This window comes from Nitrobacter sp., assembly GCF_051535215.1.
GTDB lineage: Bacteria > Pseudomonadota > Alphaproteobacteria > Rhizobiales > Xanthobacteraceae > Nitrobacter.
The window spans coordinates 90,421-110,512 of sequence record NZ_JBPPLY010000007.1 but is presented as its reverse complement, the minus strand read 5'-3'; the positions used below and the strand labels follow the sequence as shown (position 1 = coordinate 110,512).

General features: G+C 62.3%; 21 protein-coding genes and 1 tRNA gene. 10 read left to right on the top strand and 12 right to left on the bottom strand.

Annotated elements, in window-relative coordinates:
- Nucleotides 1–40 precede the first annotated feature (40 nt).
- Nucleotides 41–298, top strand: a complete 258-nt coding sequence (locus ACS3WB_RS09605) for a hypothetical protein (protein WP_292610866.1) — start codon at nt 41–43, stop codon at nt 296–298.
- Nucleotides 299–368: 70 nt separating this feature from the next.
- On the opposite strand, the gene ACS3WB_RS09600 is transcribed toward ACS3WB_RS09605, so the two are convergent.
- From ACS3WB_RS09600 to ACS3WB_RS09585, 4 genes are all read right to left on the bottom strand, one after another.
- Nucleotides 369–443 (bottom strand) — tRNA-Val (locus ACS3WB_RS09600).
- Between the two features lie 204 nt (nt 444–647).
- The gene (locus tag ACS3WB_RS09595) at nt 648–1,166 is read right to left on the bottom strand and encodes an AAA family ATPase (protein ID WP_438275330.1); all 519 of its coding nucleotides are present in this window, start codon (nt 1,164–1,166) and stop codon (nt 648–650) included.
- A 69-nt stretch (nt 1,167–1,235) separates the two neighbouring features.
- Nucleotides 1,236–2,501 (bottom strand): hypothetical protein, encoded by a 1,266-nt coding sequence (locus ACS3WB_RS09590; protein WP_438275329.1) that lies wholly within the window; start codon nt 2,499–2,501, stop codon nt 1,236–1,238.
- Nucleotides 2,502–2,646: 145 nt separating this feature from the next.
- Entirely contained in the window at nt 2,647–3,276 is a 630-nt protein-coding gene (locus ACS3WB_RS09585; RefSeq protein ID WP_438275328.1) for a DUF1134 domain-containing protein, read from the bottom strand.
- Nucleotides 3,277–3,389: 113 nt separating this feature from the next.
- Between ACS3WB_RS09585 and ACS3WB_RS09580 the strand changes: the two genes are divergently transcribed.
- Nucleotides 3,390–3,896, top strand: coding sequence for a YHS domain-containing (seleno)protein (locus ACS3WB_RS09580; RefSeq protein WP_438275327.1), 507 nt, complete (start codon nt 3,390–3,392; stop codon nt 3,894–3,896).
- A 22-nt stretch (nt 3,897–3,918) separates the two neighbouring features.
- Here the strand turns inward: ACS3WB_RS09580 and ACS3WB_RS09575 are convergent, their stop codons facing one another.
- A complete protein-coding gene (locus ACS3WB_RS09575; RefSeq protein ID WP_438275376.1) occupies nt 3,919–4,695 on the bottom strand; it encodes a 3'(2'),5'-bisphosphate nucleotidase CysQ family protein in 777 nt (258 codons plus the stop codon).
- Between the two features lie 204 nt (nt 4,696–4,899).
- Between ACS3WB_RS09575 and chpT the strand changes: the two genes are divergently transcribed.
- The 6 genes from chpT (at nt 4,900) to ACS3WB_RS09545 (ending at nt 11,569) form a co-directional block, all read left to right on the top strand.
- Nucleotides 4,900–5,547 (top strand): histidine phosphotransferase ChpT, encoded by a 648-nt coding sequence (chpT, locus tag ACS3WB_RS09570; protein ID WP_438275326.1) that lies wholly within the window; start codon nt 4,900–4,902, stop codon nt 5,545–5,547.
- A 313-nt stretch (nt 5,548–5,860) separates the two neighbouring features.
- The gene (locus ACS3WB_RS09565; RefSeq protein WP_438275325.1) at nt 5,861–8,572 is read left to right on the top strand and encodes a hybrid sensor histidine kinase/response regulator; all 2,712 of its coding nucleotides are present in this window, start codon (nt 5,861–5,863) and stop codon (nt 8,570–8,572) included.
- An 11-nt stretch (nt 8,573–8,583) separates the two neighbouring features.
- Nucleotides 8,584–9,054: a chemotaxis protein CheW gene (locus tag ACS3WB_RS09560; protein WP_438275324.1), complete on the top strand. Its 471-nt coding sequence runs from the start codon at nt 8,584–8,586 to the stop codon at nt 9,052–9,054.
- A 68-nt stretch (nt 9,055–9,122) separates the two neighbouring features.
- Nucleotides 9,123–9,488 (top strand): response regulator, encoded by a 366-nt coding sequence (locus ACS3WB_RS09555; protein WP_292612902.1) that lies wholly within the window; start codon nt 9,123–9,125, stop codon nt 9,486–9,488.
- A 69-nt stretch (nt 9,489–9,557) separates the two neighbouring features.
- Complete coding sequence (locus ACS3WB_RS09550) at nt 9,558–10,706, top strand: protein-glutamate methylesterase/protein-glutamine glutaminase (RefSeq protein ID WP_438275323.1); 1,149 nt, start codon at nt 9,558–9,560, stop codon at nt 10,704–10,706.
- A complete protein-coding gene (locus tag ACS3WB_RS09545; RefSeq protein WP_438275322.1) occupies nt 10,703–11,569 on the top strand; it encodes a CheR family methyltransferase in 867 nt (288 codons plus the stop codon). Before ACS3WB_RS09550 ends, ACS3WB_RS09545 begins: the two co-directional genes overlap by 4 nt.
- A gap of 134 nt (nt 11,570–11,703) precedes the next feature.
- Here the strand turns inward: ACS3WB_RS09545 and ACS3WB_RS09540 are convergent, their stop codons facing one another.
- The 5 genes from ACS3WB_RS09540 to ACS3WB_RS09520 all read right to left on the bottom strand — a co-directional run bounded on the left by ACS3WB_RS09540 (nt 11,704) and on the right by ACS3WB_RS09520 (nt 14,830).
- Nucleotides 11,704–12,861, bottom strand: coding sequence for a glutathionylspermidine synthase family protein (locus ACS3WB_RS09540; RefSeq protein ID WP_438275321.1), 1,158 nt, complete (start codon nt 12,859–12,861; stop codon nt 11,704–11,706).
- Between the two features lie 27 nt (nt 12,862–12,888).
- Nucleotides 12,889–13,287: a hypothetical protein gene (locus tag ACS3WB_RS09535; RefSeq protein ID WP_438275320.1), complete on the bottom strand. Its 399-nt coding sequence runs from the start codon at nt 13,285–13,287 to the stop codon at nt 12,889–12,891.
- Nucleotides 13,288–13,289: 2 nt separating this feature from the next.
- Nucleotides 13,290–13,694, bottom strand: a complete 405-nt coding sequence (locus ACS3WB_RS09530) for a DUF350 domain-containing protein (RefSeq protein ID WP_438275319.1) — start codon at nt 13,692–13,694, stop codon at nt 13,290–13,292.
- A gap of 282 nt (nt 13,695–13,976) precedes the next feature.
- Nucleotides 13,977–14,678: a response regulator transcription factor CtrA gene (ctrA, locus tag ACS3WB_RS09525; protein ID WP_412772022.1), complete on the bottom strand. Its 702-nt coding sequence runs from the start codon at nt 14,676–14,678 to the stop codon at nt 13,977–13,979.
- Nucleotides 14,663–14,830 (bottom strand): hypothetical protein, encoded by a 168-nt coding sequence (locus ACS3WB_RS09520; RefSeq protein WP_438275318.1) that lies wholly within the window; start codon nt 14,828–14,830, stop codon nt 14,663–14,665. The genes ctrA and ACS3WB_RS09520 overlap by 16 nt, the downstream gene beginning before the upstream one ends.
- A 216-nt stretch (nt 14,831–15,046) precedes the next feature.
- On the opposite strand from ACS3WB_RS09520, the gene fliI reads away from it, so the two are divergent.
- Entirely contained in the window at nt 15,047–16,372 is a 1,326-nt protein-coding gene (gene fliI, locus ACS3WB_RS09515; RefSeq protein WP_438275317.1) for a flagellar protein export ATPase FliI, read from the top strand.
- Nucleotides 16,373–16,477: 105 nt separating this feature from the next.
- Nucleotides 16,478–16,900 (top strand): flagellar export protein FliJ, encoded by a 423-nt coding sequence (fliJ, locus tag ACS3WB_RS09510; protein WP_438275316.1) that lies wholly within the window; start codon nt 16,478–16,480, stop codon nt 16,898–16,900.
- A 279-nt stretch (nt 16,901–17,179) separates the two neighbouring features.
- On the opposite strand, the gene ACS3WB_RS09505 is transcribed toward fliJ, so the two are convergent.
- Both ACS3WB_RS09505 and flhA read right to left on the bottom strand, forming a co-directional pair.
- Nucleotides 17,180–17,380, bottom strand: coding sequence for a hypothetical protein (locus ACS3WB_RS09505; protein WP_438275315.1), 201 nt, complete (start codon nt 17,378–17,380; stop codon nt 17,180–17,182).
- Nucleotides 17,381–17,702: 322 nt separating this feature from the next.
- Nucleotides 17,703–19,937, bottom strand: coding sequence for a flagellar biosynthesis protein FlhA (gene flhA, locus ACS3WB_RS09500; RefSeq protein ID WP_438275314.1), 2,235 nt, complete (start codon nt 19,935–19,937; stop codon nt 17,703–17,705).
- Between the last annotated feature and the right edge of the window lie 155 nt (nt 19,938–20,092).

Genomic DNA, 20,092 nt, shown 5'->3' with positions numbered 1-20,092 from the left:
TATCTTGACGGCGGTGCGCAACGCAGGTCTTTCGTGTGACATGGACAAGGTCTCGGACTCGGTCACGAAACTGCAGGCGACGTTCCGCATCAAGGTGAACGGCGAGTCCGTCGCCATCGCCACTGTGGGGCAGGCCTATGATTTCATCACCCGCCTCAGCACGGCCGAATGGGGCGAGTTTCGCGCCCTGCACGAGGAGGCGCGCGCCGCGCTGGAGGCCGCCGCGGGCGACGCGATGCTCAGCCGCAAGGCCACCGACGCGTTGCGGGCTCTGTTCGCGCGCACTCATCTGCTGTGAGAAATCGGGTCGGGCTATAACGGTCGGATCGTAATGGCCTGCGGCGCGACGCATGCGTCGCAGGACCCGATGGTGGGCGCACAAGGGATCGAACCTTGGACCTCTCCCGTGTGAAGGGAACGCTCTCCCGCTGAGCTATGCGCCCTAAGTGCTGTAACAGCCGGGATTTCTTACAGAATCCATAGTGGATGTCTAGTCCGAAACCTGCACGGACCTGCCTCCCCCGCGTAGAATTGCTGGAGTTTTTTCGCTTCTGATGGAAATCAGAAGCGAGGCTGATTTCGTTTTGACGCGTTTTCTTCACGCGAGCCGGTATCCACTTCCCTCGAAAACGCTATGGATACCGATGTTAGCCTTCCGACGCTTTGGCCAGGCTTTCAATGATCGCTATGACGCAATCCTTCTCTGACAGCTTGCTGGTATCCAGTACCAGGCGATGAATGGCCCACCTTTCGTAGTTGCGGCTTTGAACACCTTTCCAGTCCGGCAGATCAAGACCAACCATATCGCTTCGACGTTCTTCTATCCGCCGTTTGTGCTCGGCCGCGTCTGAGCACACAATTTCCACGTTCAACAATCGTGCATCGCAGGCCTCTGCCACATCAGACCACCACTTCCTTGTAAGCTCGACAGGATTTACGGTATCGGCAACAACGTCGAGGCCGATCGTCAGATTGTCTTTCGCAACTGCAATGGCTGCAAGGTATCCGGCATCCTCTGCCGAATGGATTTGCAAGCTACTGTTTTTCAGCGCGGTCTCGATAGAATCCACGCGTATATACGCGGCTCGGATTTTCTGCGCCAAAGCACGGGCAACAGTCGTTTTGCCGACCCCCGGCAACCCGGAAAACGAGATCAAAGCAGGCACAAAAGCATCTCATACCGAACGACAAGCTGCAGGATCGGCAACGTGACCAGGCAAGCTGGTCCCTTCAAGCTAACCCCCGCCGCGGGAAGCCTGGGATTGCAAGGCCCGGATGCGGTCGGCCAGCGAGACGGTTGAGGGAATTGCGCCGCTGCCGCCTGCGCCGTTCACCGCTTTCGCCGTCCTGGCCGGCGTTGCGTCAGCCGCCAGTATGGCCTTGATCGGTGAATCCGGTCCCTCGATGGTGATGGCCAGCCTGGAGACCTCGGCGGCGATATCATTGATACGCTCGCGCAGCAGCGCGTTTTCCATCTGCTCGGCCGTGCCTGAAGAGGCCGCTTGCCGTTGGATCACGGTGATGTCGCGCTGAAGTTTGGCCCGTTCGTCGTGGGCGGCGCGCAGCGCCCGTTCGGCTGCGATCATTTCGTTGCGCAGTCCGTCGATGAGCGGAGACTTGCCGCCGTTCAACGACGCGATCTCCTCGCGCAACTCGCTGATGGTGAGTTGCGCGGCTGCATTGGCTTTGCGCAATGGACCGACCTCCTTGTCCCGCTCGGCCAAGGTCCTGGTCTGAGCGGCAAGCTGGCTTTCGAGTTCTCTGACACGGCCGCCGAGCCGCTCCGCTTCCTTGGTCTTGTCGATGAGCTGGCTGTCGATGGTGACGATGCGCTGGCTCAGATTTTCCACGTGTCTGCGTGCATCGTCGCGCTCCCGGACGGTGGAAGCCGTTACGCCGCGCTGCTGTTCGAGGAGCGCTTGCGTGTCGGCGAGTTCTTTTTCGACTTCGCTGACCCGGCCCTGCAATCGCTCGACCTGCGTGCGCACCACGAACAGTTCGGCTTGCCGGCTTTCCGCCGTCAGTGAGCGATCCGACAGTTCCTGGCGAAGCCGGGCGAGCTCGGCCTGGCTTTGTGCGAGGGTCTGCTCGGCGCTCTGCAGAGTTTCGGCCTTTGTGGCGAGCTCCTGTTCGGTGGACTGCAGATGCTGTCCCACCTTCTTCTCGTGCCCCTCGAGGCTGAATATAGCGGCGTTCTTTTCGCCAAGCTCGACCTTCAGCCGGTTGATTGCGTCGGCTTTTTTGCCGAGTTCGGCGGACTGGCTGGCGGTTTTCCTCTTCAGCTGTTCGACGCTCATTTCCAGCCGCCTTGCCGACATCGCGAATTCGGCGCGCAACTGATCCTTGTCGGCCTGGATTTCGGCCATCGACAGCGGCGTCGCCGCTTCAAGGCGTTTGGTGGTGAGGCGGACGGCGCGGTTGTGCACGAGCGGCATAATCATCAGTCCGCACAGCATCGAAACCAGAAAACCGATCGCCAGATACATGATCGGCTCGACCATGGGGAGCGCTCCACAAGCCGGATAAGGATTCGGCTACCATGCCATGAGCGGCCGGCAAAACACCAGCGGCACGCCTCGCAAGGCATTTCCGCTCAGGTGGAATCCGGCTAGGCCGCGAGGAAACGTGGGCGCTGCCATCAGAAAGTTAGAACGGGTTCCAGGTCGCCTGCGGCGTAAACTTGAGATAGCCGATATTGGCACCAAGCCTAAGCCCGAGGCCGGAGCGGATCGGCACCAGCACGATGTTGTTCGCGGTCAGCGCCGTCATGCCGAAGCCGCCGACGATGTAGGCGGAGCCTTCGATGCCGGCGAAGCGCTGATAGATCGCATTGGTGGCCGGCAGATTGTAAACCAGCGTCATGGTTCGGGCGCCATCGCCGCCCCAGTCGAAACCGACCGACGGACCCTGCCAATAGACCTTCAGGTCACCGGCATTCTTGGTGTAGAGGGTGCCCTCGCCGTAGCGCAGACCGGCGACGAAGGCGCCCGAGCCTTCCTCGCCCAGGATGTAACCGTTCGGCAGGCCCCACTGGCTCACGGCGCGTTCGATGACCGAGGCGAGGCCCCGAGAGACGTTGCCGAAGAACCGGGTCCCGGATCTGAGCAGCTCGTCCGACGAATAGTTGCCTGGGCCGGCGTGCCGTTGCGGCGGCGGTAATTGCTGGCCCGGAGAGGCTTCGTATGGCGGCGCTGACTGCTGGGCGGGCGCCGGCACGATCCAGAACGTCGTCACGGCAGCGAGCGCGACCGCTGCAAGGCGTGAAATCAAAGTCATGGAAGTCCCCCCAAGGTAGCGAAACTTGTTGCGGCGCCTTTAACCCGATGCTGACAGACGGTCGGTATGACGCGGCGATCGTCCCCTCGACTCACACGTTATCCGTACCAACTATGACGGCACGGCGGCAGGAAGGAAACGGCTTGCGCTTCGCGGTTGTGGCGATCGCCTTGCTGGGGTGTGGGCTGGCCGGCACCGGGCTGGACCTCGCAGCCAGGGCGGCGACCTCGGAGCGGGTCGTGGCCGACCGTTATACGGGTCTGGCGATCGGCGGGTTCGATCCCGTGGCTTTCTTTACCGACGGCCGTGCAGTGCAGGGCGACCCCGCTTTCGAGGTGTCGCAGGGCGGCGCCATCTGGCGCTTCAGCAACCCCGACAATCGGGCGTTTTTTATCGCGAATCCGGATGTGTATAGCCCGCGTTTCGGCGGCTATGATCCGGTGGACATTGCGCGGGGGGTGACTTTCGCCGGAACCGCCCGGCTCTGGCTGATTGTCGGCCAGCGGCTTTACCTGTTTGGTCATGAGGACACCCGCGCGGCTTTCGCGACCGATCCGGCGCGCTATCTGCACGACGCCATGCGGCGCTGGGCCGTGCTGAAGGAAACGTTGGCGCAATAGATGCAGGAGCGGGCAAGCCGCGTCAGGGAGCGGCCGACGGGTCGCCCCAGGCGATAAACTCCGGCACCACAAATCCTGCGCGCGATTCGCCGAAACGCAGTGGTGCGCCGCTCCCGTCCGTGACCTTGCCGCCGGCGGCGACGACCAGCGCATGACCCGCTGCAACGTCCCATTCGCAGGTGGGGGCGAGACGGGGATAGATATCGGCTCCGCCCTCCGCGATCCGGCAGAACTTGACGGCGGAGCCGAGCGGCCGGCGTACCGCGCCGGGCCGGCTGTCGATGAAGGCTTCCGAACGGCTGTCGCCGTGGGATCGGCTGACGGCGGCGATCCATGCCCCGTGGAGGGGATACGGCCGAGTTGTGATCGGCGTGGCTGCGCCGACGTCGCCGTTGGTCGCGACCGCGATGCGCTGCGCGCCATGGCCGATGAGACCTCGCCAGATCGAACCAAGCGCGGGCGCGCCGATGATGCCCAACAGCGGCACTCCATTCGTGACGATCGCGAGATTGACGGTGAATTCGTCGCGGCTGGCGATGAATTCCTTGGTGCCGTCGAGCGGATCGATCACGAAGAGGCTGCCGGCATAAGGAGGCGGGGCAATATGCACGCGTTCTTCCGACAGCAGCGGAATATCGGGGTAGAGTCGTGCGAGCCCTTCGGCAATAATCCGGTCGGAGGCGAGGTCCGCCTCGGTTACGGGAGAGCCGTCGGCCTTGCCGCTGACCGTCATGCGATCGCGATTGACCGAGAGGACGGCGGCGCCCGCTTTCGCCACCAGCGTGGTGAGGGGATTCATCAGCGCCGCGGCCGTTTGAGCGTCGATCACCGGCACGTTCGAATCGTCCTTGCGCGGCACGGTGGAACGGCGGCGACCGCCTTTCGGTGGCAGCCCAGGCTCCGGCAGTGTATCAAGCCACCAAGGTCGTTTGATTCGTCAGGTCCGCACGCTGCAAGTCCGGTTGCTGCGGATTTGCCGAAACGGATCCCAGGAGCAGGTATCATGTCTGGCACGTCGTCTCCCGGTCCCGTTCCCGATATGCTCGAACTCGCAGCACTGCTGTGTTCGCGCGTCTGTCATGACCTCATTAGTCCGGTTGGCGCAATCGTCAACGGGCTCGAGGTGCTGGACGACAATCCGAAGCCGGACGATCGCGAATTCGCCCTCGATCTGATTCGCAAGAGCGCCAAGACAGCCTCGGCACGGCTCCAGTTCTGCCGTCTCGCATTCGGCGCCGCGGGCTCGGCCGGTGCGCAGATCGATCTCGGCGATGCGCAGGCCATGGCGAAAGGCCATTTCGAGGATGGCAAGATCACGATCGCCTGGAATTTGCCTCGTCTTCTTTTGCCAAAGAACAGGGTGAAACTGCTGCTCAACCTGTTGGTGATCGCGCAGCAGATGATTCCGCGTGGCGGCGTGCTGAGCGTCGATCCGCTGGGCGAAGGCGAAGCGATGGGCTTTCAGATCACTGCCGCCGGAACGAACGCTCGCGTATCGCAGAACGTCGTCGATCTTCTCGCGTCCGGCGCCACTGGCGCCGTCGATGCGCATGCGATTCAGCCCTACTACACCCGCCTGCTTGCTGATGCCTGTGGTATCAGCGTCTCGATTGCTCCTGACAGTGAGAAAGTGATTGTCAGCGCCCGTTGAACTCGGCGTCGCCTGATAAGGTGAACAAATGGTTTCCGGGTTCGCGGAGGTCAGCGGCAGGGTTTTGATCCGGTTGCCAAGCGTGTTTCTTTTCGTTGCTAAATCAAGGTCAAACGCCTTGTATCCGGGTCGGTCAAAATCCCGAGGGATGCGGTGACCTTGCTCGAAGGCTTGTCGCGACGAGTCCGCCGCACCGATCCTTGATGCATTCTTTTCCGCTTGCTCAACCAATATTAAATGCTTTGGGTTGAAACTTGTCCGGCCGCGAAAAGGCGCGACGACGTCGCCCCGGCAGTTCGAGGGCCAGAAGGCAATGGACGATCTCCTCCGCGAATTCCTGACCGAGACGAACGAGAGTCTGGACACCGTCGACAATCAGCTCGTCAGCTTCGAGCAGGATCCGAACAACGCGAAGATATTGGATAATATCTTCCGGCTGGTCCACACCATCAAGGGGACGTGCGGTTTTCTGGGCCTTCCGAGGCTGGAGGCGCTCGCCCATGCGGCGGAAACGCTGATGGGCAAGTTTCGCGACGGCATGCCGGTGACCGGCGAGGCCGTGACGCTCATTCTTTCCACCATCGATCGCATCAGGGATATCCTCAGCCAGCTCGAGGCGACTGAAGCCGAGCCGGAAGGATCGGATACCGATCTGATCGAGCTGCTGCATCACATGGCAGAGCATGGCGCTTCTGAAGCTGCCGCTCCCGTTCCCGAGCCTGCCGCCGAAGCGCCGGCCGCCGAGACGGCGGGGACGCTCACTTATCAGGTTCTCGAACGTCAGCTTCGCCCGGGCGAGGTATCGCTCGATGATCTCGAGCGCGCGTTCCGGGAGACGGAGGTCGAATCGGCCGCGTCTGCCGCTCCGCAGCCCGCGCCCGCTCCGCAGCCGGCATCCGCAACGCCCGCGCCGGCCGCTGCTCCGAAAACTGCCGTCAAGGCGGCGTCGAAGAAAGCTGAAGACACTCCGGAAAGCGATCGGGTTTCTCACCAGTCGATCCGTGTCAACGTCGATACGCTCGAACATCTGATGACGATGGTGTCCGAGCTCGTGTTGACGCGCAACCAGTTGCTTGAGATCAGCCGCCGCCACGAGGACAACGAATTCAAGGTGCCGTTGCAACGGCTGTCCAACGTCACCGCCGAGCTGCAGGAAGGCGTCATGAAGACGCGCATGCAGCCGATCGGAAACGCCTGGCAGAAGCTGCCGCGTATCGTGCGCGATCTGTCGAGCGAACTCGGCAAGCAGATCGAACTCGAGATGCATGGTGCTGACACCGAGCTCGACCGCCAGGTCCTCGATCTGATCAAGGATCCGCTGACGCACATGGTGCGTAATTCCGCCGATCACGGCCTTGAAACGCCGGCGGAACGGCTCAAGGCGGGCAAGCCGGAACAGGGCACCATCCGCCTTCTGGCCTATCATGAGGGTGGCCACATCATCATCTGCATCGCCGACAATGGCCGCGGTCTCAACACCGAGCGCATCAAGGCCAAGGCGATTCAGAACGGCCTCGCGACCGAGGCCGAACTCGAGAAGATGACCGAGGCGCAGATCCACAAGTTCATCTTCGCGCCGGGATTCTCGACCGCGGCGGCCGTGACCGCCGTTTCCGGACGCGGCGTCGGCATGGACGTCGTGCGTTCCAACATCGACCAGATCGGCGGCACCATCGACGTCAAGTCGGTGGCCGGCGAGGGTTCGAGCATCACCGTCAAGATTCCGCTGACGCTGGCGATCGTGTCGGCGTTGATCGTGGAGGCTGCGGGCGAGCGTTATGCGATACCGCAGCTCTCGGTGGTCGAACTGGTGCGCGTGCGGGCGGATTCGGAGCACCGTATCGAACGTATCAAGGACACACCGGTCCTGCGGCTGCGCAACAAGCTGCTGCCGCTGATGCACCTGAAGAAGCTTCTGAAGATCGATGATGGCGCGTCCAGCGATCCGGAGAACGGTTTCATCGTGGTCACGCAGGTCGGAAACCAGACCTTCGGCATTGTCGTGGACGGCGTATTCCATACCGAGGAAATCGTGGTCAAGCCGATGTCGACCATGCTGCGGCACATCGGCATGTTCTCGGGCAACACCATTCTCGGCGACGGCGCCGTAATCATGATCATCGATCCGAACGGCATCGCGCACGCGCTCGGCGCATCGGTCGCGACGCAGCAGGAAATCGCCGACGAACGCGGAGCAGGCGCCAGCGACGCCGAGCAGATGACCTCGCTGCTGGTATTCCGCGCCGGATCGGACCAGCCCAAGGCCGTGCCACTCGCACTCGTCACGCGACTGGAGGAGATCGGTGTCGACAAGATCGAGATCTCCGACGGTCGCTATATGGTGCAGTACCGCGATCAACTCATGCCGCTGGTGCAGATGGAGGGCGTTTCGGTCGGAACCGAGGGGTCGCAAGCCGTCCTGGTGTTCGCTGACGAAGGCCGGGCGGCGGGCTTGGTGGTCGATGAGATCATCGACATCGTCGAGGAGCGGCTGAATATCGAGGTGGCGAGCAATCAGCAGGGCATTCTCGGCTCCGCCGTCATCAAGGGCCGGGCGACGGACGTGATCGATATCGGTCATTTCCTGCCGATGGCTTTTTCCGACTGGTTCAAGCGCAAGGAGATGCGCGCCGACGCTGCCACGCGGTCGGTGCTGCTGGTGGATGACAGCGCCTTTTTCCGCAACATGCTGGCGCCGGTTCTCAAGGCCGCAGGATATCAGGTTCGCCTCGCGACCAACGCGCAGGAAGGGCTCGTCGTTCTGCGGTCAGGCCAGGAGTTCGACGCGATCCTCACCGATATCGAAATGCCTGACATGAACGGTTTCGAGTTCGCCGAGACGGTGCGCTCCGATCGCCGCCTGAGCGGAACTCCGATCATCGCGCTGTCGTCGATGATTTCTCCGGCCGCGATCGAGCGGGGTCGTCAGGCCGGCTTCCACGATTACGTCGCCAAGTTCGACCGGCCCGGCCTCATTGCGGCGCTGAAGGAACAGACCGCCGAAACGAACCGGGTGGCGGCATGAAGGATCAGAGCATGACCATGGTAAATCAAGGCGGCGAAAGCGCGTTTACCGAATACGTGACCGCGACGATCGGCGGACAGTTGTTCGGCCTTCCGATCTCGCGGGTACAGGACGTGTTCAAACCCGAACGCCTGACCCGGGTGCCGCTGGCATCGAACGACGTGGCGGGCGTTTTGAACCTGCGCGGCCGTATCGTCACTGCGATCGAAATGCGCGCGCGACTGGGCCTTCCGAAGCAGGAGGCCGATCGCCCGCCGATGGCCGTCGGCGTCGAACTGCGGGGCGAGTCCTACGGACTCCTGATCGATTCCATCGGCGAGGTCATGGCGCTTCCGGATGACAGCCGCGAGGTCAATCCAGCCAACCTCGATGCGCGGATGACGGAGATGTCGGCGGGTGTGCATCGGCTTGATGGACAATTGATGGTCGTTCTCGATGTCGATCGGATCTTGGAGATTGCGCCTGACAAGCTTGCGGCTTGAGACCGGCGGCAAGCAGAGTTATCGGGAAAACGTCCCGTCATGAAGGTTGGAAAGAAGCGGAGGCCGAAATGAAAACGTGTCTGGTCGTGGATGATTCGAGCGTTATCCGTAAGGTCGCGCGGCGTATCCTGGAAGGCTTCAATTTCCATATCGTCGAGGCGGAGGACGGCGAGAAGGCGCTTGACGCCTGCAAGCGCGAACTGCCGGATGCCGTGCTGCTGGATTGGAACATGCCGGTCATGGACGGTTACGAATTCCTTCGCAACCTGCGTCGGATGCCCGGCGGCGATCAGCCGAAGGTGGTGTTCTGCACCACGGAGAACGATGTCGCGCACATCGCCCGCGCGCTTCATGCCGGCGCCAACGAATACATCATGAAGCCCTTCGACAAGGACATCGTGACGGCGAAGTTTCACGAAATCGGTCTGATCTGAAATTAGCCGCGCCGTACCGGATCGCCCGGCGCATAAATCGTCTTTGTTCGTGGTTGCGTCTGGTGGGTCATGAGTACTGCTTTGGCAAGTCCGGCGGCTTTGGATTCGGGACGGCATGAGCCGCTGCGCGTCATGGTGGTCGACGACTCGGTCGTCATTCGCGGGCTGATTTCCCGTTGGATCGAGGCTGAGCCTGACATGATGGTCGCGGCTTCGCTGCGCACCGGGCTCGATGCGGTCAGCCAGGTCGAGCGCGCCAATCCCGATGTTGTCGTCCTCGACATTGAAATGCCAGGTCTCGACGGCATCTCCGCGTTGCCGCAACTGCTGGCCAAGAAACCCGATCTCATCATCATCATGGCCTCGACGCTTACCCGTCGCAACGCGGAGATCAGTTTCAAGGCCATGTCGCTCGGCGCGGCGGATTACATTCCAAAGCCGGAGAGCACCCGCGAGATTGCGGCGGCCGATATCTTCAAGCACGACCTGATCCAGAAGATTCGGAACCTCACGGCAAAGCGCCGTCGTCCGGCGGTCGCCGCGCCACCGCTGGCGCCGCACGAACCGACTCTCGCTCAGGCCACTCCTGCGCCGGCGCAACCCGCACCGCTCCTGCGGCCCTTCGGTCCGCTGCACCCGCGCGTGCTGCTGATTGGTTCGTCCACGGGCGGGCCGCAGGCGCTGATGACGCTGGTAGCCGGAATAGCGCCTGTGATCGACACCGTTCCGGTGCTGATCACGCAGCACATGCCACCGACCTTCACGACCATTCTCGCAGAACATCTGGCGCGGGTTGCCGGACGTCCGGTGCAGGAGGGCGTGCACGAGGAGGCCGTGAAGCCCGGACGAATCTATATTGCGCCGGGTGGTCGCCACATGCGGGTGGTGCGAAAGGGCATAGGCGGGGCCATCGCGCTCGACGACGGTCCGCCGGTGAACTTCTGCAAACCGGCCGTCGATCCGCTGTTCACGTCTGCGATCGACATCTGGCAGGGGGGAATTCTGGCCGTCATCCTGACGGGGATGGGATCGGACGGCATGCGCGGAGGCAAGCAGATCGTCGCCGCGGGAGGAAGTGTCATCGCGCAGGACGAAGCGACCAGCGTGGTGTGGGGAATGCCGGGCGCCGCCGCCCAGGCAGGAATTTGCGCGGCCGTTTTGCCGCTTCAACAAATTGCACCGAAACTCGTTCGGTTGTTTGCGGGAGGCCATTCGTGACACCGCTTGATTATGAGTATCTGCGCAAGTTCCTGAAGGACCAGTCGGGACTCGATCTCGCCCCCGACAAGCAATATCTGGTCGAGAGCCGCCTGACGCCGCTTGCGCGAAAGGCCGGCCTTTCAGGCATCAGCGACCTTGTGCAGAAGATGAAGAACGGCGCGGGAGCGCTGATCGTTGAGGTCGTCGAGGCGATGACCACCAACGAAACCTTCTTCTTTCGCGACAAGACCCCGTTCGAACATCTGCGGGATACTGTGCTCCCGGCGCTGGCACAGGCCCGTGCGGCTCGCCGCAGTCTGCGGATCTGGTGCGCCGCCGGTTCGACCGGACAGGAGCCTTATTCCATCGCGATGTGCCTCAAGGAATACGGTCCGGCGTTGGCCGGATGGCGCACCGAGATCGTCGCCACCGATCTGTCGAACGAGGTGCTCGAAAAGTCGCGAGCCGGCCTCTACAGTCAGTTCGAGGTGCAGCGCGGGCTGCCCATTCAGTTGCTCATCAAGTATTTCAAGCAGGTCGGCGAACTCTGGCAGATCAACGCCGACATTCGCGCGATGGTCCAGCACCGTCAGCTCAACCTGCTGCAGGATTTTTCCCACCTCGGCACGTTCGATGTGATCTTCTGCCGCAACGTGCTGATCTATTTCGATCAGGAAACCAAGGTCAGCATTTTCCAGCGGCTTGCGAAGCGGATGGAGAGCGACGGTTTTCTCGCGCTCGGCGCCGCGGAAACCGTGGTCGGGTTGACCGACGCGTTCAAGCCTCATCCGGACAAACGCGGTCTCTATCGGCCCAATCACGTCAGCGCGCCGTCGCTGGTTCCGGGCATGCTGTCGGCCAGGTCCGCAGCCCGCGCATAGGGCCTGCCAACATTCCCGCCTCCGGGCGCTCGCCTGCGAGCGGGCGGGACGGATTGCATGTCGGGATTTCCGGATCGCTTGGAACGCAAGGCCTTCGCCGCCTTTGCGTCAGGAGTGACGGCGCGCCGCGCGCCTCACAGGATCGCGTGCGGCAGAAAGCGCGACGTGTTGCCTGTGATAGGGTTCGCGTCCTCGCGGATCGATAGCCCGCATGCCTGATCGCCGACGATCCAGCTTCCGATGACCGGATACATGCCTTCGAAGCTTGGGAGCAGCGCGCAGGCTTGCCGCACGACCCCCTCGCTGCCATAGGGCCCGCCTTGCCGGTCCAGCGCCGTTCCATCGCAGACCAGTTCGACGTTGGCGCCTTCACGTGAATAGATCGGCTTGCGCACATAAGAACTGCCGAGCCTGCTCGCCGCGGCGTCGTCTTCGAAATAGGCGGGCAGCAGGTTGGGGTGATTGGGAAACATCTCCCACAATAGCGGCAGAATTCCCTTGTTGGAGAGCACGACCTTCCAGGGCGGCTCGATCCAGCGCGTCGATGCGGTCCGAATCCGCGAGCCGAAGCTGTCGCGCAGCATCCATTCCCAGGGGTAGAGTTTGAACGCAAGCTCAATGCGGCGATCGTCGAGATCGACGAATTGGCTGGTACCGTCGACGCCGATACTTTCGATCTCCAGCGACGTCGTCTGCAGGCCGGCCTGCCGGGCGGTGTCCTCGAGATAGTTCAGCGTCACCGCATCCTCAGGGTTCTCGTACAGCCCGGTCAGGTGCAGATGGCCGTTCGGTGCGATCCCCCGCCATCGCGCGATCAGTCTGTCATGGATGGAGTTGAACTGATCGGCTCCGTTCGGGATGATCTGGCGCTCCATCGCCTGTTCGAGCCAGGTCCATTGAAACACCGCGGTTTCGAACAGCGAGGTAGGCGTGTCGGCATTGTATTCGAGCAGTTTCGCCGGGCCCTGACCGCTGAAGCAGAAGTCGAAGCGGCCGTAGAGGGTGGCGTCGCCGCGCCGCCAGCTATCGGTGAGGATCGGCCAGCAGGCCTGCGGAATCCTGAGGCGGCGCAGCACGCTCTCGTCATTCATCGCCCGCCTGACCAGTTCGAGGCACATGGAATGGATTTCGCCGGTCGGCGCCTCGATCCTTTGTTCGATTTCCTCGAGCGTGAACGCGTAATAGGCGCGCTCGTCCCAGTAACGCTCGCCATCGAGCGTATGAAACGCGAAGCCCGCGTTCTCGGCCGTGGTCTGCCAGTCGTCGCGTTCGGGGCAGGCGATGCGTTGCATATCGAAGCTCGCAATCCGGAAGGTGGATCAGCCGCCGGAGAAATGAGACGAAATCGCATGGGCGAAGCCGCCGAAGCCTCCGCGTGTGATCGGTCCGCTGCCGGTTTCGGATGACGATGAGGAATGGCTGGAGGAGGAATCGCCGCCGTAATAGCCTGATCGCGACGACCAGCCGCTACCGTGTCCGCTGCTCGATGAACCTGAATTGCAGGCGGTGGCGGCCTGACCAGGCGTTGCGGACGCCGCGACGCCGGGGCGGTTGGATTCGCAATTGTCGTGCGGCATCAGCGCATAGGCGCCTCCGCCGACAGCGAGCGTGCCCATCACCAGCAGCGCGACGCGCCCGGAGCGTTTTGGCGGAGGCGATGAGGGTTCAAGCGGCGGCAGACGCCGTTTCCCGAACGGTTCGGCGGGAGGCCTTGCCATGGTCAATAGACCATCGATGCCGCGTTGACCGCGCCTGCGGCGATCGACGACAGGCCCAGCCAGATCGACGGCGCGAGTTCGCCGGCGGCGATTCGGCCCGACAGGTTGGGCACCGGAATTTTCACGATGTAGTAGACGGCGATCTGCACGATCAGCGCGATCATACTCCAGATCAGGCAGTCGATCACGTTGACGGTGTGCATGATGGCGCTGACCACCGGAATGACGAAGCCGATCAGGCTGAGCCCGAGCGCGATCGCGGCGGCAGGATTGTTGTCGCAGATCAGCTTGAATTCGTCATGCGGCGTGACGCGCGTATAGACGAACAGATACAGCAGGACCGCGATCAGCCCCGTGCAGAAATAGAGCAGGAATGCCGGCAGCCCGGCCAGCGATTGCAGGATCATGTCAGCCCCCGTGGATACCCTCAGCCCGGATCATCAGTCCTGCGGTGTCAGTCGAGGTAACCCGGCGACGGGTTCATGCAGCCAGACGCCCGGCAGGGTACGGACTTAATATTGAACATCCCTCACCAATCGTCTGTGCTTCGTCGGTTTTCTCCCCCGGCGTGGAGAGGTGAGAAACGCGACATTCCAATGTGATCTCACGACAACAGGCCGGTACCGATCCACAAACAAAAACCCCGCCAAACGCGGCGGGGTCCAGTCTGGGAGGAACGGTGAAATAGGTCAGGCCGGGATGCGGACGTCGTCCTCATGCGGTTCGCGCAAGACGTAGCCGCGGCCCCAAACGGTCTCGATGAAGTTGCGTCCTTCCGAAGCGTTGGCGAGCTTCTTGCGCAGCTTGCAGATGAAGACGTCGATGATCTTCAACTCCGGCTCGTCCATGCCGCCATAGAGGTGGTTGAGGAACATTTCCTTGGTCAGCGTGGTGCCCTTGCGCAAGCTGAGCAGCTCGAGCATCTGGTATTCCTTGCCCGTGAGGTGGACGCGCTGACCGCCGACTTCCACCGTCTTGGTGTCGAGATTGACCACGAGATCGCCGGTCTGGATCACCGACTGGGCATGCCCTTTGGAACGGCGCACGATCGCATGAATGCGGGCGACCAGTTCATCCTTGTGGAAGGGCTTCGTCATGTAGTCGTCAGCGCCGACGCCGAGACCCTTGACCTTGTCCTCGATGCCGGCGAGGCCGGAGAGGATCAGAATGGGTGTCTTGATCTTGGAGACGCGAAGCTGCTTGAGCACGTCATAACCGGACATGTCGGGCAGGTTCAGGTCGAGAAGGATAATGTCGTAGTCGTATAGTTTGCCGAGATCGACGCCTTCTTCGCCGAGATCCGTCGTATAGACGTTGAAACTCTCGGATTTGAGCATCAGCTCAATCGACTGCGCGACGGCGCTATCATCCTCAATCAGCAAAACGCGCATGCCAGTCCCCTAATCGTCGCCGCGCCGGGCGTCAGGCCGGCCGCAATACTTGCGGCACTGGAAACGCCTTTAAGCAACTGATTCGGATCCTGACCGCGTATGGTTAACAAAAACTGATTCTGTTGTGCAAGATCAAACGGTGCAATTTTCATCGAATCGCCCTAAGATGTTGCATAGAAGCAGCTTTTCCTATCCGCTTGCGCTCAGGTTCCACATTAAAAGCCAGACTTAACCGACTCCCGCGACTCACCTTCATCCTGAAGGCAGGCGCGCTCAGTCACCAAAGACAGTGACGCAATGATTAACGATGCGGGTAAACACGAGGTTAAAGGGGGTCTGCTACGGCGCGGAAACTTAAGGTTTTCGCGATGAAGGGCCTCGCCGAGCAACTCGGCGATATCGAGCGCGTCAATACTTATGGCCGCGTGGTCGGCGTGCGCGGGCTCATGGTGGAGATTGCAGGCCCCATCCACGCGATGTCGGTCGGGGCGCGCATTGTGATTGAGACGGGCGGCGACCGCGTCATCCCGGCGGAGGTGGTCGGCTTCAGCGGCGACAATGCCGTGGTGATGCCTTTCGCCGGCCTCGACGGGGTGCGGCGCGGCTGTCGCGCCGTGATCGCGAATGCCTCCAGTCAGGTGCGTCCTTCGGCCGCGTGGCTCGGCCGTGTTCTCAACGCCATGGGCGAGCCGATCGACGGCAAGGGAGCGTTGTCACAGGGGCCGGTGCCGGTGCCGTTCCGCAATTCGCCGCCGCCGGCGCATTCGCGCATGCGAGTGGGCAAGCCGCTCGATCTCGGGGTGCGCGCGCTGAACACGTTCTTGACCTGCTGCCGCGGCCAGCGGCTCGGCATCTTCGCCGGCTCCGGCGTGGGCAAATCGGTGCTGCTGTCGATGCTGGCGCGCAACGCGGACGCCGACGTCTCGGTGATCGGACTGGTCGGCGAACGCGGCCGCGAGGTGCAGGAATTCCTGCAGGACGACCTGGGCGAGGAAGGACTTGCGCGATCCGTGGTCGTGGTCGCGACTTCCGACGAGCCCGCTTTGATGCGGCGGCAGGCCGCCTATCTGACGCTCGCCATCGCGGAATATTTCCGCGACGAGGGCAAGGACGTCATGTGCATGATGGATTCGGTGACGCGTTTTGCAATGGCGCAGCGCGAAATCGGATTGTCGACCGGCGAGCCGCCGACCACGAAAGGCTACACGCCGACTGTATTCACCGAACTACCCAAACTCCTGGAACGCGCCGGCCCCGGCGCCGACAAGGGGACCATCACCGGCATTTTCACGGTGCTGGTGGATGGCGACGACCACAACGAACCGGTGGCCGACGCCGTGCGCGGCATTCTGGACGGCCATATCGTGATGGAGCGCTCGATCGCCGAGCGCGGTCGCTATCCCGCGATCAACGTTCTGAAGTCGGTGTCGCGCACCATGCCGAAATCCGCCGATCCGGCCTTCCTGCCGGTGATCACGCGCGGGCGGCAGGTGATGGCCACCTATTCCGACATGGAGGAACTGATCCGCCTCGGCGCCTACCGGGCGGGCTCCAACGCGGAGGTCGACGAGGCGATCCGGCTCAATCCTGTCCTGGAAGATTTCCTGCGCCAGGCCAAGGACGAGGTGACCAGCATCGAGGACGGCTACCGGCGGTTGCAGCAAATCCTTAAGACCTTGGAAACGGAAAGCTAACTTTGTCGGGTCATCATCTGCTTGTTATCAGAGGGGTGCCGGCGAGGCCGCAAGCGGTGCCAGTGTGTCCTGCTCGGATGGGGACTTCTGGAGGAGTACGAGTCGATGAAGTCGCGTGAAACGCTGATCCGCCTGAGGAAATTCCAGGTCGAGGAGAAGCGACGGAGGGTGGCCCAGATCGAGAGCATGATCGCTGACTTCCAGCGCATGTCGGTCGATCTGGAGCGTGAGATCGAAATCGAGCAGGAGCGCGCCGGGATCAACGATCCAGCGCACTTTGCCTATCCGACCTATGCCAAGGCGGCGATCCAGCGCCGCGAAAACCTGACCCGCTCGGCGGACGAACTGCGCGTCCAGCTTGAAGAGGCCAGGATAAATCTTGCGGAAGCCTTCGAGGAGCTAAAGAAGGTCGAGCTGCTGGACGAGCGGGACCAGGCACGCGAACGCGCGGAAGAGAGCGCGCGCGAGCAGGCCGATCTCGACAGCATCGGTTTGATGCGGGCGCGCATGAACGCCGCCATCGCCTGAACCGCAGATCGAAAATTCAGATACGTCAAAACCCGGGTCGCGCACCCGGGTTTTGTTTAGTACGAGGCCTGGGCTCCATTACGGGGCTGGCCGACGATGCTGGGACGGTCTGAACTGGACTGGCGACCGCTGCGCCGACGTTTCATTGGTGCAAAAGAAAACGCCCGTGGGGGGCGGGCGTTTTCCATCGTAGTCCACTTGGGGTGAGTGGGGTCCTCTACGACTCACGCGGCGACTTCGGGGGGCAATGTAAAGAAGCCTCGTGATTCCTTAAATTCATCAGCGAACCACCATTGCGTCAGAGCTTGTGATCGCCATCGGCTTTCCAACCTTGATGACGCGGGCAGTTTGCGTAAAGCCGTCGTCGACATTCATGCGCGCCGAAATGGCGAAACCGGCTACCGCGATTCCTGCGACGAGCGCGACAACCACGACCTTCAAGTGGGTCATCCGATCCGCGCTGTAAATCGAGTGGTTCATTGGAAGCCTCCCGGCGTTAAACTTCCTTTGGAGATGTGTCTCGGTCGTCCGTCTACAGGTTCATGGTTTCGCGCCCTGAAAACGTAGGAAGCGCCCACGACGTTCCGAAGAGCCCATCACAAGGCCGTGAAAAGGTGTGAAGCCGCGCGATCAAATCGCTCTGAAACTTGCCGATCAGCTGATGATTTTGCAATTGTTTCAGCGTTTTAACGTTAAACCTCCCTTGGATCGCGCGTAGAGCGAGCGTTTCTGGCCGGTCAGATTTAAATCACTTGTCTGATGCCAAAATGCCGCATCCCCGGCGGCTGCGATTCGAAGGCCGTCAGATGCTGCCGACGGTTTTGAGCCGGGCGCGCGGATGGATTTCGGCCTGCGACAGCACGGGGGTCTGGGCGCGGAACCGCTCGACCAGCGAACGGACGAACGGCCGGATCGCAGCCGAGGTTACCAGCACCGGCGCTTCGCCTTCGCGGGCGGCCTGTTCGAAGCGGTCGCGCACCGCGGTCATGAATTCAGACAGCTTCGAGGGCTGCATCGCAAGGCTGCGCTCTTCGCCCTGGCCGATGATGGATTCGGCAAAGGCCTGCTCCCATTTCGCCGACAGCGCGACCAGCGGCAGATAGCCGTTGACCGAGGTGTTCTGGGCGCAGATCTGACGCGCAAGGCGGGCACGCACATGCTCGACCAGCGTCGTCGGGTTTCGCGAGAAGGCCAGCGCATCGGCGATGCCTTCCAGGATGGTGGAGAGATCGCGCACCGAGATGCGCTCCGCGAGCAGAAGCTGGAGCACGCGCTGGATGCCGGAGATCGTGATCTGGGCGGGGACGATGTCCTTGACCAGTTCGCCTTGTTCCTTGGGCAGATCCTTCAGAAGTTTCTGCACCTCGCCGTAGGAGAGCAGGTCCGACATGTTGGTCTTGAGCAGTTCGGTGAGGTGGGTCGAAACCACGGTCGCGGAATCGACGACTGTATATCCTTTCAGCGAAGCCTCTTCCTTCAGTGAGGCATCGACCCACGTCGCCGGCAGCCCGAAGGTCGGCTCGGTCGTGTGGATGCCGGGGACGTCGACCTGATCGCCGGAAGGATCCATCACCATGTACTGGTTCGGCCAGATCCGGCCGGAGCCGGCGTCGACCTCCTTGATTTTAATGATGTACGTGTTGGCCTCGAGCTGCACGTTGTCGAGAATCCGCACCGCCGGCATCACGAATCCCATCTCGATCGCCAGCGACCGGCGCAGCGCCTTGATCTGCTCGGTGAGCCGATCCTGGCCGTCCGGGCCGTTGACCAGCGGCAACAGCGCATAACCCAGCTCGATCTTCAGGTCGTCGATCTTCAACGCCGTCGAGATCGGCTCCTCGGCGGCGGCCTGCGCCGCTGCGGCCTTGGCTTCTGAGGATGCCGCCGCTTGCGCTTCCGCGGCAGCGATGCCGTGACGCTTTCGCGAGGTCCAGGCCAGCGCCGCAGCGCCGCCGCCGAGCGCGAGGAACGGCAGCATCGGAATGCCCGGCAGCAGTCCCAGCACCAGCATCACGCCGGCCGACATGCCGAGCGCCTGCGGATAGCCGGATAGCTGCTTCATGAGCGCCTTGTCGGCCGCGCCGGTGACGGCGGCCTTGGAGACCAGAAGGCCGGCGGCGGTCGAGACGATCAGGGCGGGAATTTGCGTCACGAGACCGTCGCCGACGGTCAGCAGGGTGTAGCTGTGCGCCGCATCACCGAAGCTCAAGCCCTGCTGCGCGATGCCGATGATCATGCCGCCGATGATGTTGATGAAAACGACGAGCAGGCCGGCGACGGCGTCTCCGCGCACGAACTTCGAAGCGCCGTCCATGGCGCCGAAGAAGCCGCTTTCGTCCTCCAGCGCCTTGCGCCGTTCCTTGGCGGTCTTCTCGTCGATCAGGCCGGCGGAAAGGTCGGCGTCGATCGCCATCTGCTTGCCGGGCATGGAGTCGAGCTGGAAGCGCGCCGCCACCTCGGCAATACGGCCGGAGCCCTTGGTGATGACGACGAAGTTCACGATCACCAGGATCGCGAATACGATGATGCCGATAACGAAGTTGCCGCCCATCACGAAGTTGCCGAACGCCTCGATGACGTGACCGGCGGCGGCCGAGCCTTCGTGCCCATGCGACAGGATTAGCCGCGTCGAGGCAAGGTTGAGCGACAGCCGAAGCATGGTCGCAATCAGCAGCACGGTCGGGAAGGAGGAGAATTCCAGCGGCGCCTGGATGAACAGCGCGGTCATCAGGATCAGAATCGACAGCGTGATCGAGATCGCCAGAAACAGGTCGAGGATGACAGACGGCAGCGGCAGGATCAGGACCACAAGAATGGTCAGAATCCCGAAGGCGAGCGCGAGATCGCCGCGCCGCAGCATCGTTCCGATCTCGCTGAAGCTCGGAAAACCCGAGACCGGAGCGTTCGCGCCCTGACCCGCCGTGATGCCCGCCATCGTCGCCGTTTCCCCTCGCGAATGCCGTTCGCGCGCCCCGAGCGTCTGCGCGGCGGCCGAAGGGCCGCCGTTCCGAAAGTGAGGCACCGCACTGGCGTCCACGGGATCCTCCCGTTCTACGCGGCTGACGACACTCGACTTAACCCGGATTCCACCCGGCAAAATTTGCCCAGCGTATGGTTAGCGAAGGGTTAACTTTTCCGGTGGGGAGACCGGCTTTTTGTCGCTGCGGACATGGGGAGCGAGGGGGGCGGACA

Excerpts from the sequence above, each read along its gene's own strand:
- ACS3WB_RS09540 (WP_438275321.1), bottom strand. The coding sequence starts at position 12,861 with ATGCAACGCATCGCCTGCCCCGAACGCGACGACTGGCAGACCACGGCC.
- ACS3WB_RS09550 (WP_438275323.1), top strand. The coding sequence starts at position 9,558 with ATGAGTACTGCTTTGGCAAGTCCGGCGGCTTTGGATTCGGGACGGCAT.
- ACS3WB_RS09530 (WP_438275319.1), bottom strand. The coding sequence starts at position 13,694 with ATGATCCTGCAATCGCTGGCCGGGCTGCCGGCATTCCTGCTCTATTTC.
- ACS3WB_RS09560 (WP_438275324.1), top strand. The coding sequence starts at position 8,584 with ATGACCATGGTAAATCAAGGCGGCGAAAGCGCGTTTACCGAATACGTG.
- ACS3WB_RS09555 (WP_292612902.1), top strand. The coding sequence starts at position 9,123 with ATGAAAACGTGTCTGGTCGTGGATGATTCGAGCGTTATCCGTAAGGTC.
- ACS3WB_RS09520 (WP_438275318.1), bottom strand. The coding sequence starts at position 14,830 with ATGAAAATTGCACCGTTTGATCTTGCACAACAGAATCAGTTTTTGTTA.
- ctrA (WP_412772022.1), bottom strand. The coding sequence starts at position 14,678 with ATGCGCGTTTTGCTGATTGAGGATGATAGCGCCGTCGCGCAGTCGATT.
- ACS3WB_RS09580 (WP_438275327.1), top strand. The coding sequence starts at position 3,390 with ATGACGGCACGGCGGCAGGAAGGAAACGGCTTGCGCTTCGCGGTTGTG.
- ACS3WB_RS09590 (WP_438275329.1), bottom strand. The coding sequence starts at position 2,501 with ATGGTCGAGCCGATCATGTATCTGGCGATCGGTTTTCTGGTTTCGATG.
- ACS3WB_RS09505 (WP_438275315.1), bottom strand. The coding sequence starts at position 17,380 with ATGAACCACTCGATTTACAGCGCGGATCGGATGACCCACTTGAAGGTC.
- ACS3WB_RS09605 (WP_292610866.1), top strand. The coding sequence starts at position 41 with ATGGACAAGGTCTCGGACTCGGTCACGAAACTGCAGGCGACGTTCCGC.
- ACS3WB_RS09585 (WP_438275328.1), bottom strand. The coding sequence starts at position 3,276 with ATGACTTTGATTTCACGCCTTGCAGCGGTCGCGCTCGCTGCCGTGACG.
- fliI (WP_438275317.1), top strand. The coding sequence starts at position 15,047 with ATGAAGGGCCTCGCCGAGCAACTCGGCGATATCGAGCGCGTCAATACT.
- fliJ (WP_438275316.1), top strand. The coding sequence starts at position 16,478 with ATGAAGTCGCGTGAAACGCTGATCCGCCTGAGGAAATTCCAGGTCGAG.
- chpT (WP_438275326.1), top strand. The coding sequence starts at position 4,900 with ATGTCTGGCACGTCGTCTCCCGGTCCCGTTCCCGATATGCTCGAACTC.
- ACS3WB_RS09575 (WP_438275376.1), bottom strand. The coding sequence starts at position 4,695 with ATGAATCCCCTCACCACGCTGGTGGCGAAAGCGGGCGCCGCCGTCCTC.
- ACS3WB_RS09565 (WP_438275325.1), top strand. The coding sequence starts at position 5,861 with ATGGACGATCTCCTCCGCGAATTCCTGACCGAGACGAACGAGAGTCTG.
- ACS3WB_RS09535 (WP_438275320.1), bottom strand. The coding sequence starts at position 13,287 with ATGGCAAGGCCTCCCGCCGAACCGTTCGGGAAACGGCGTCTGCCGCCG.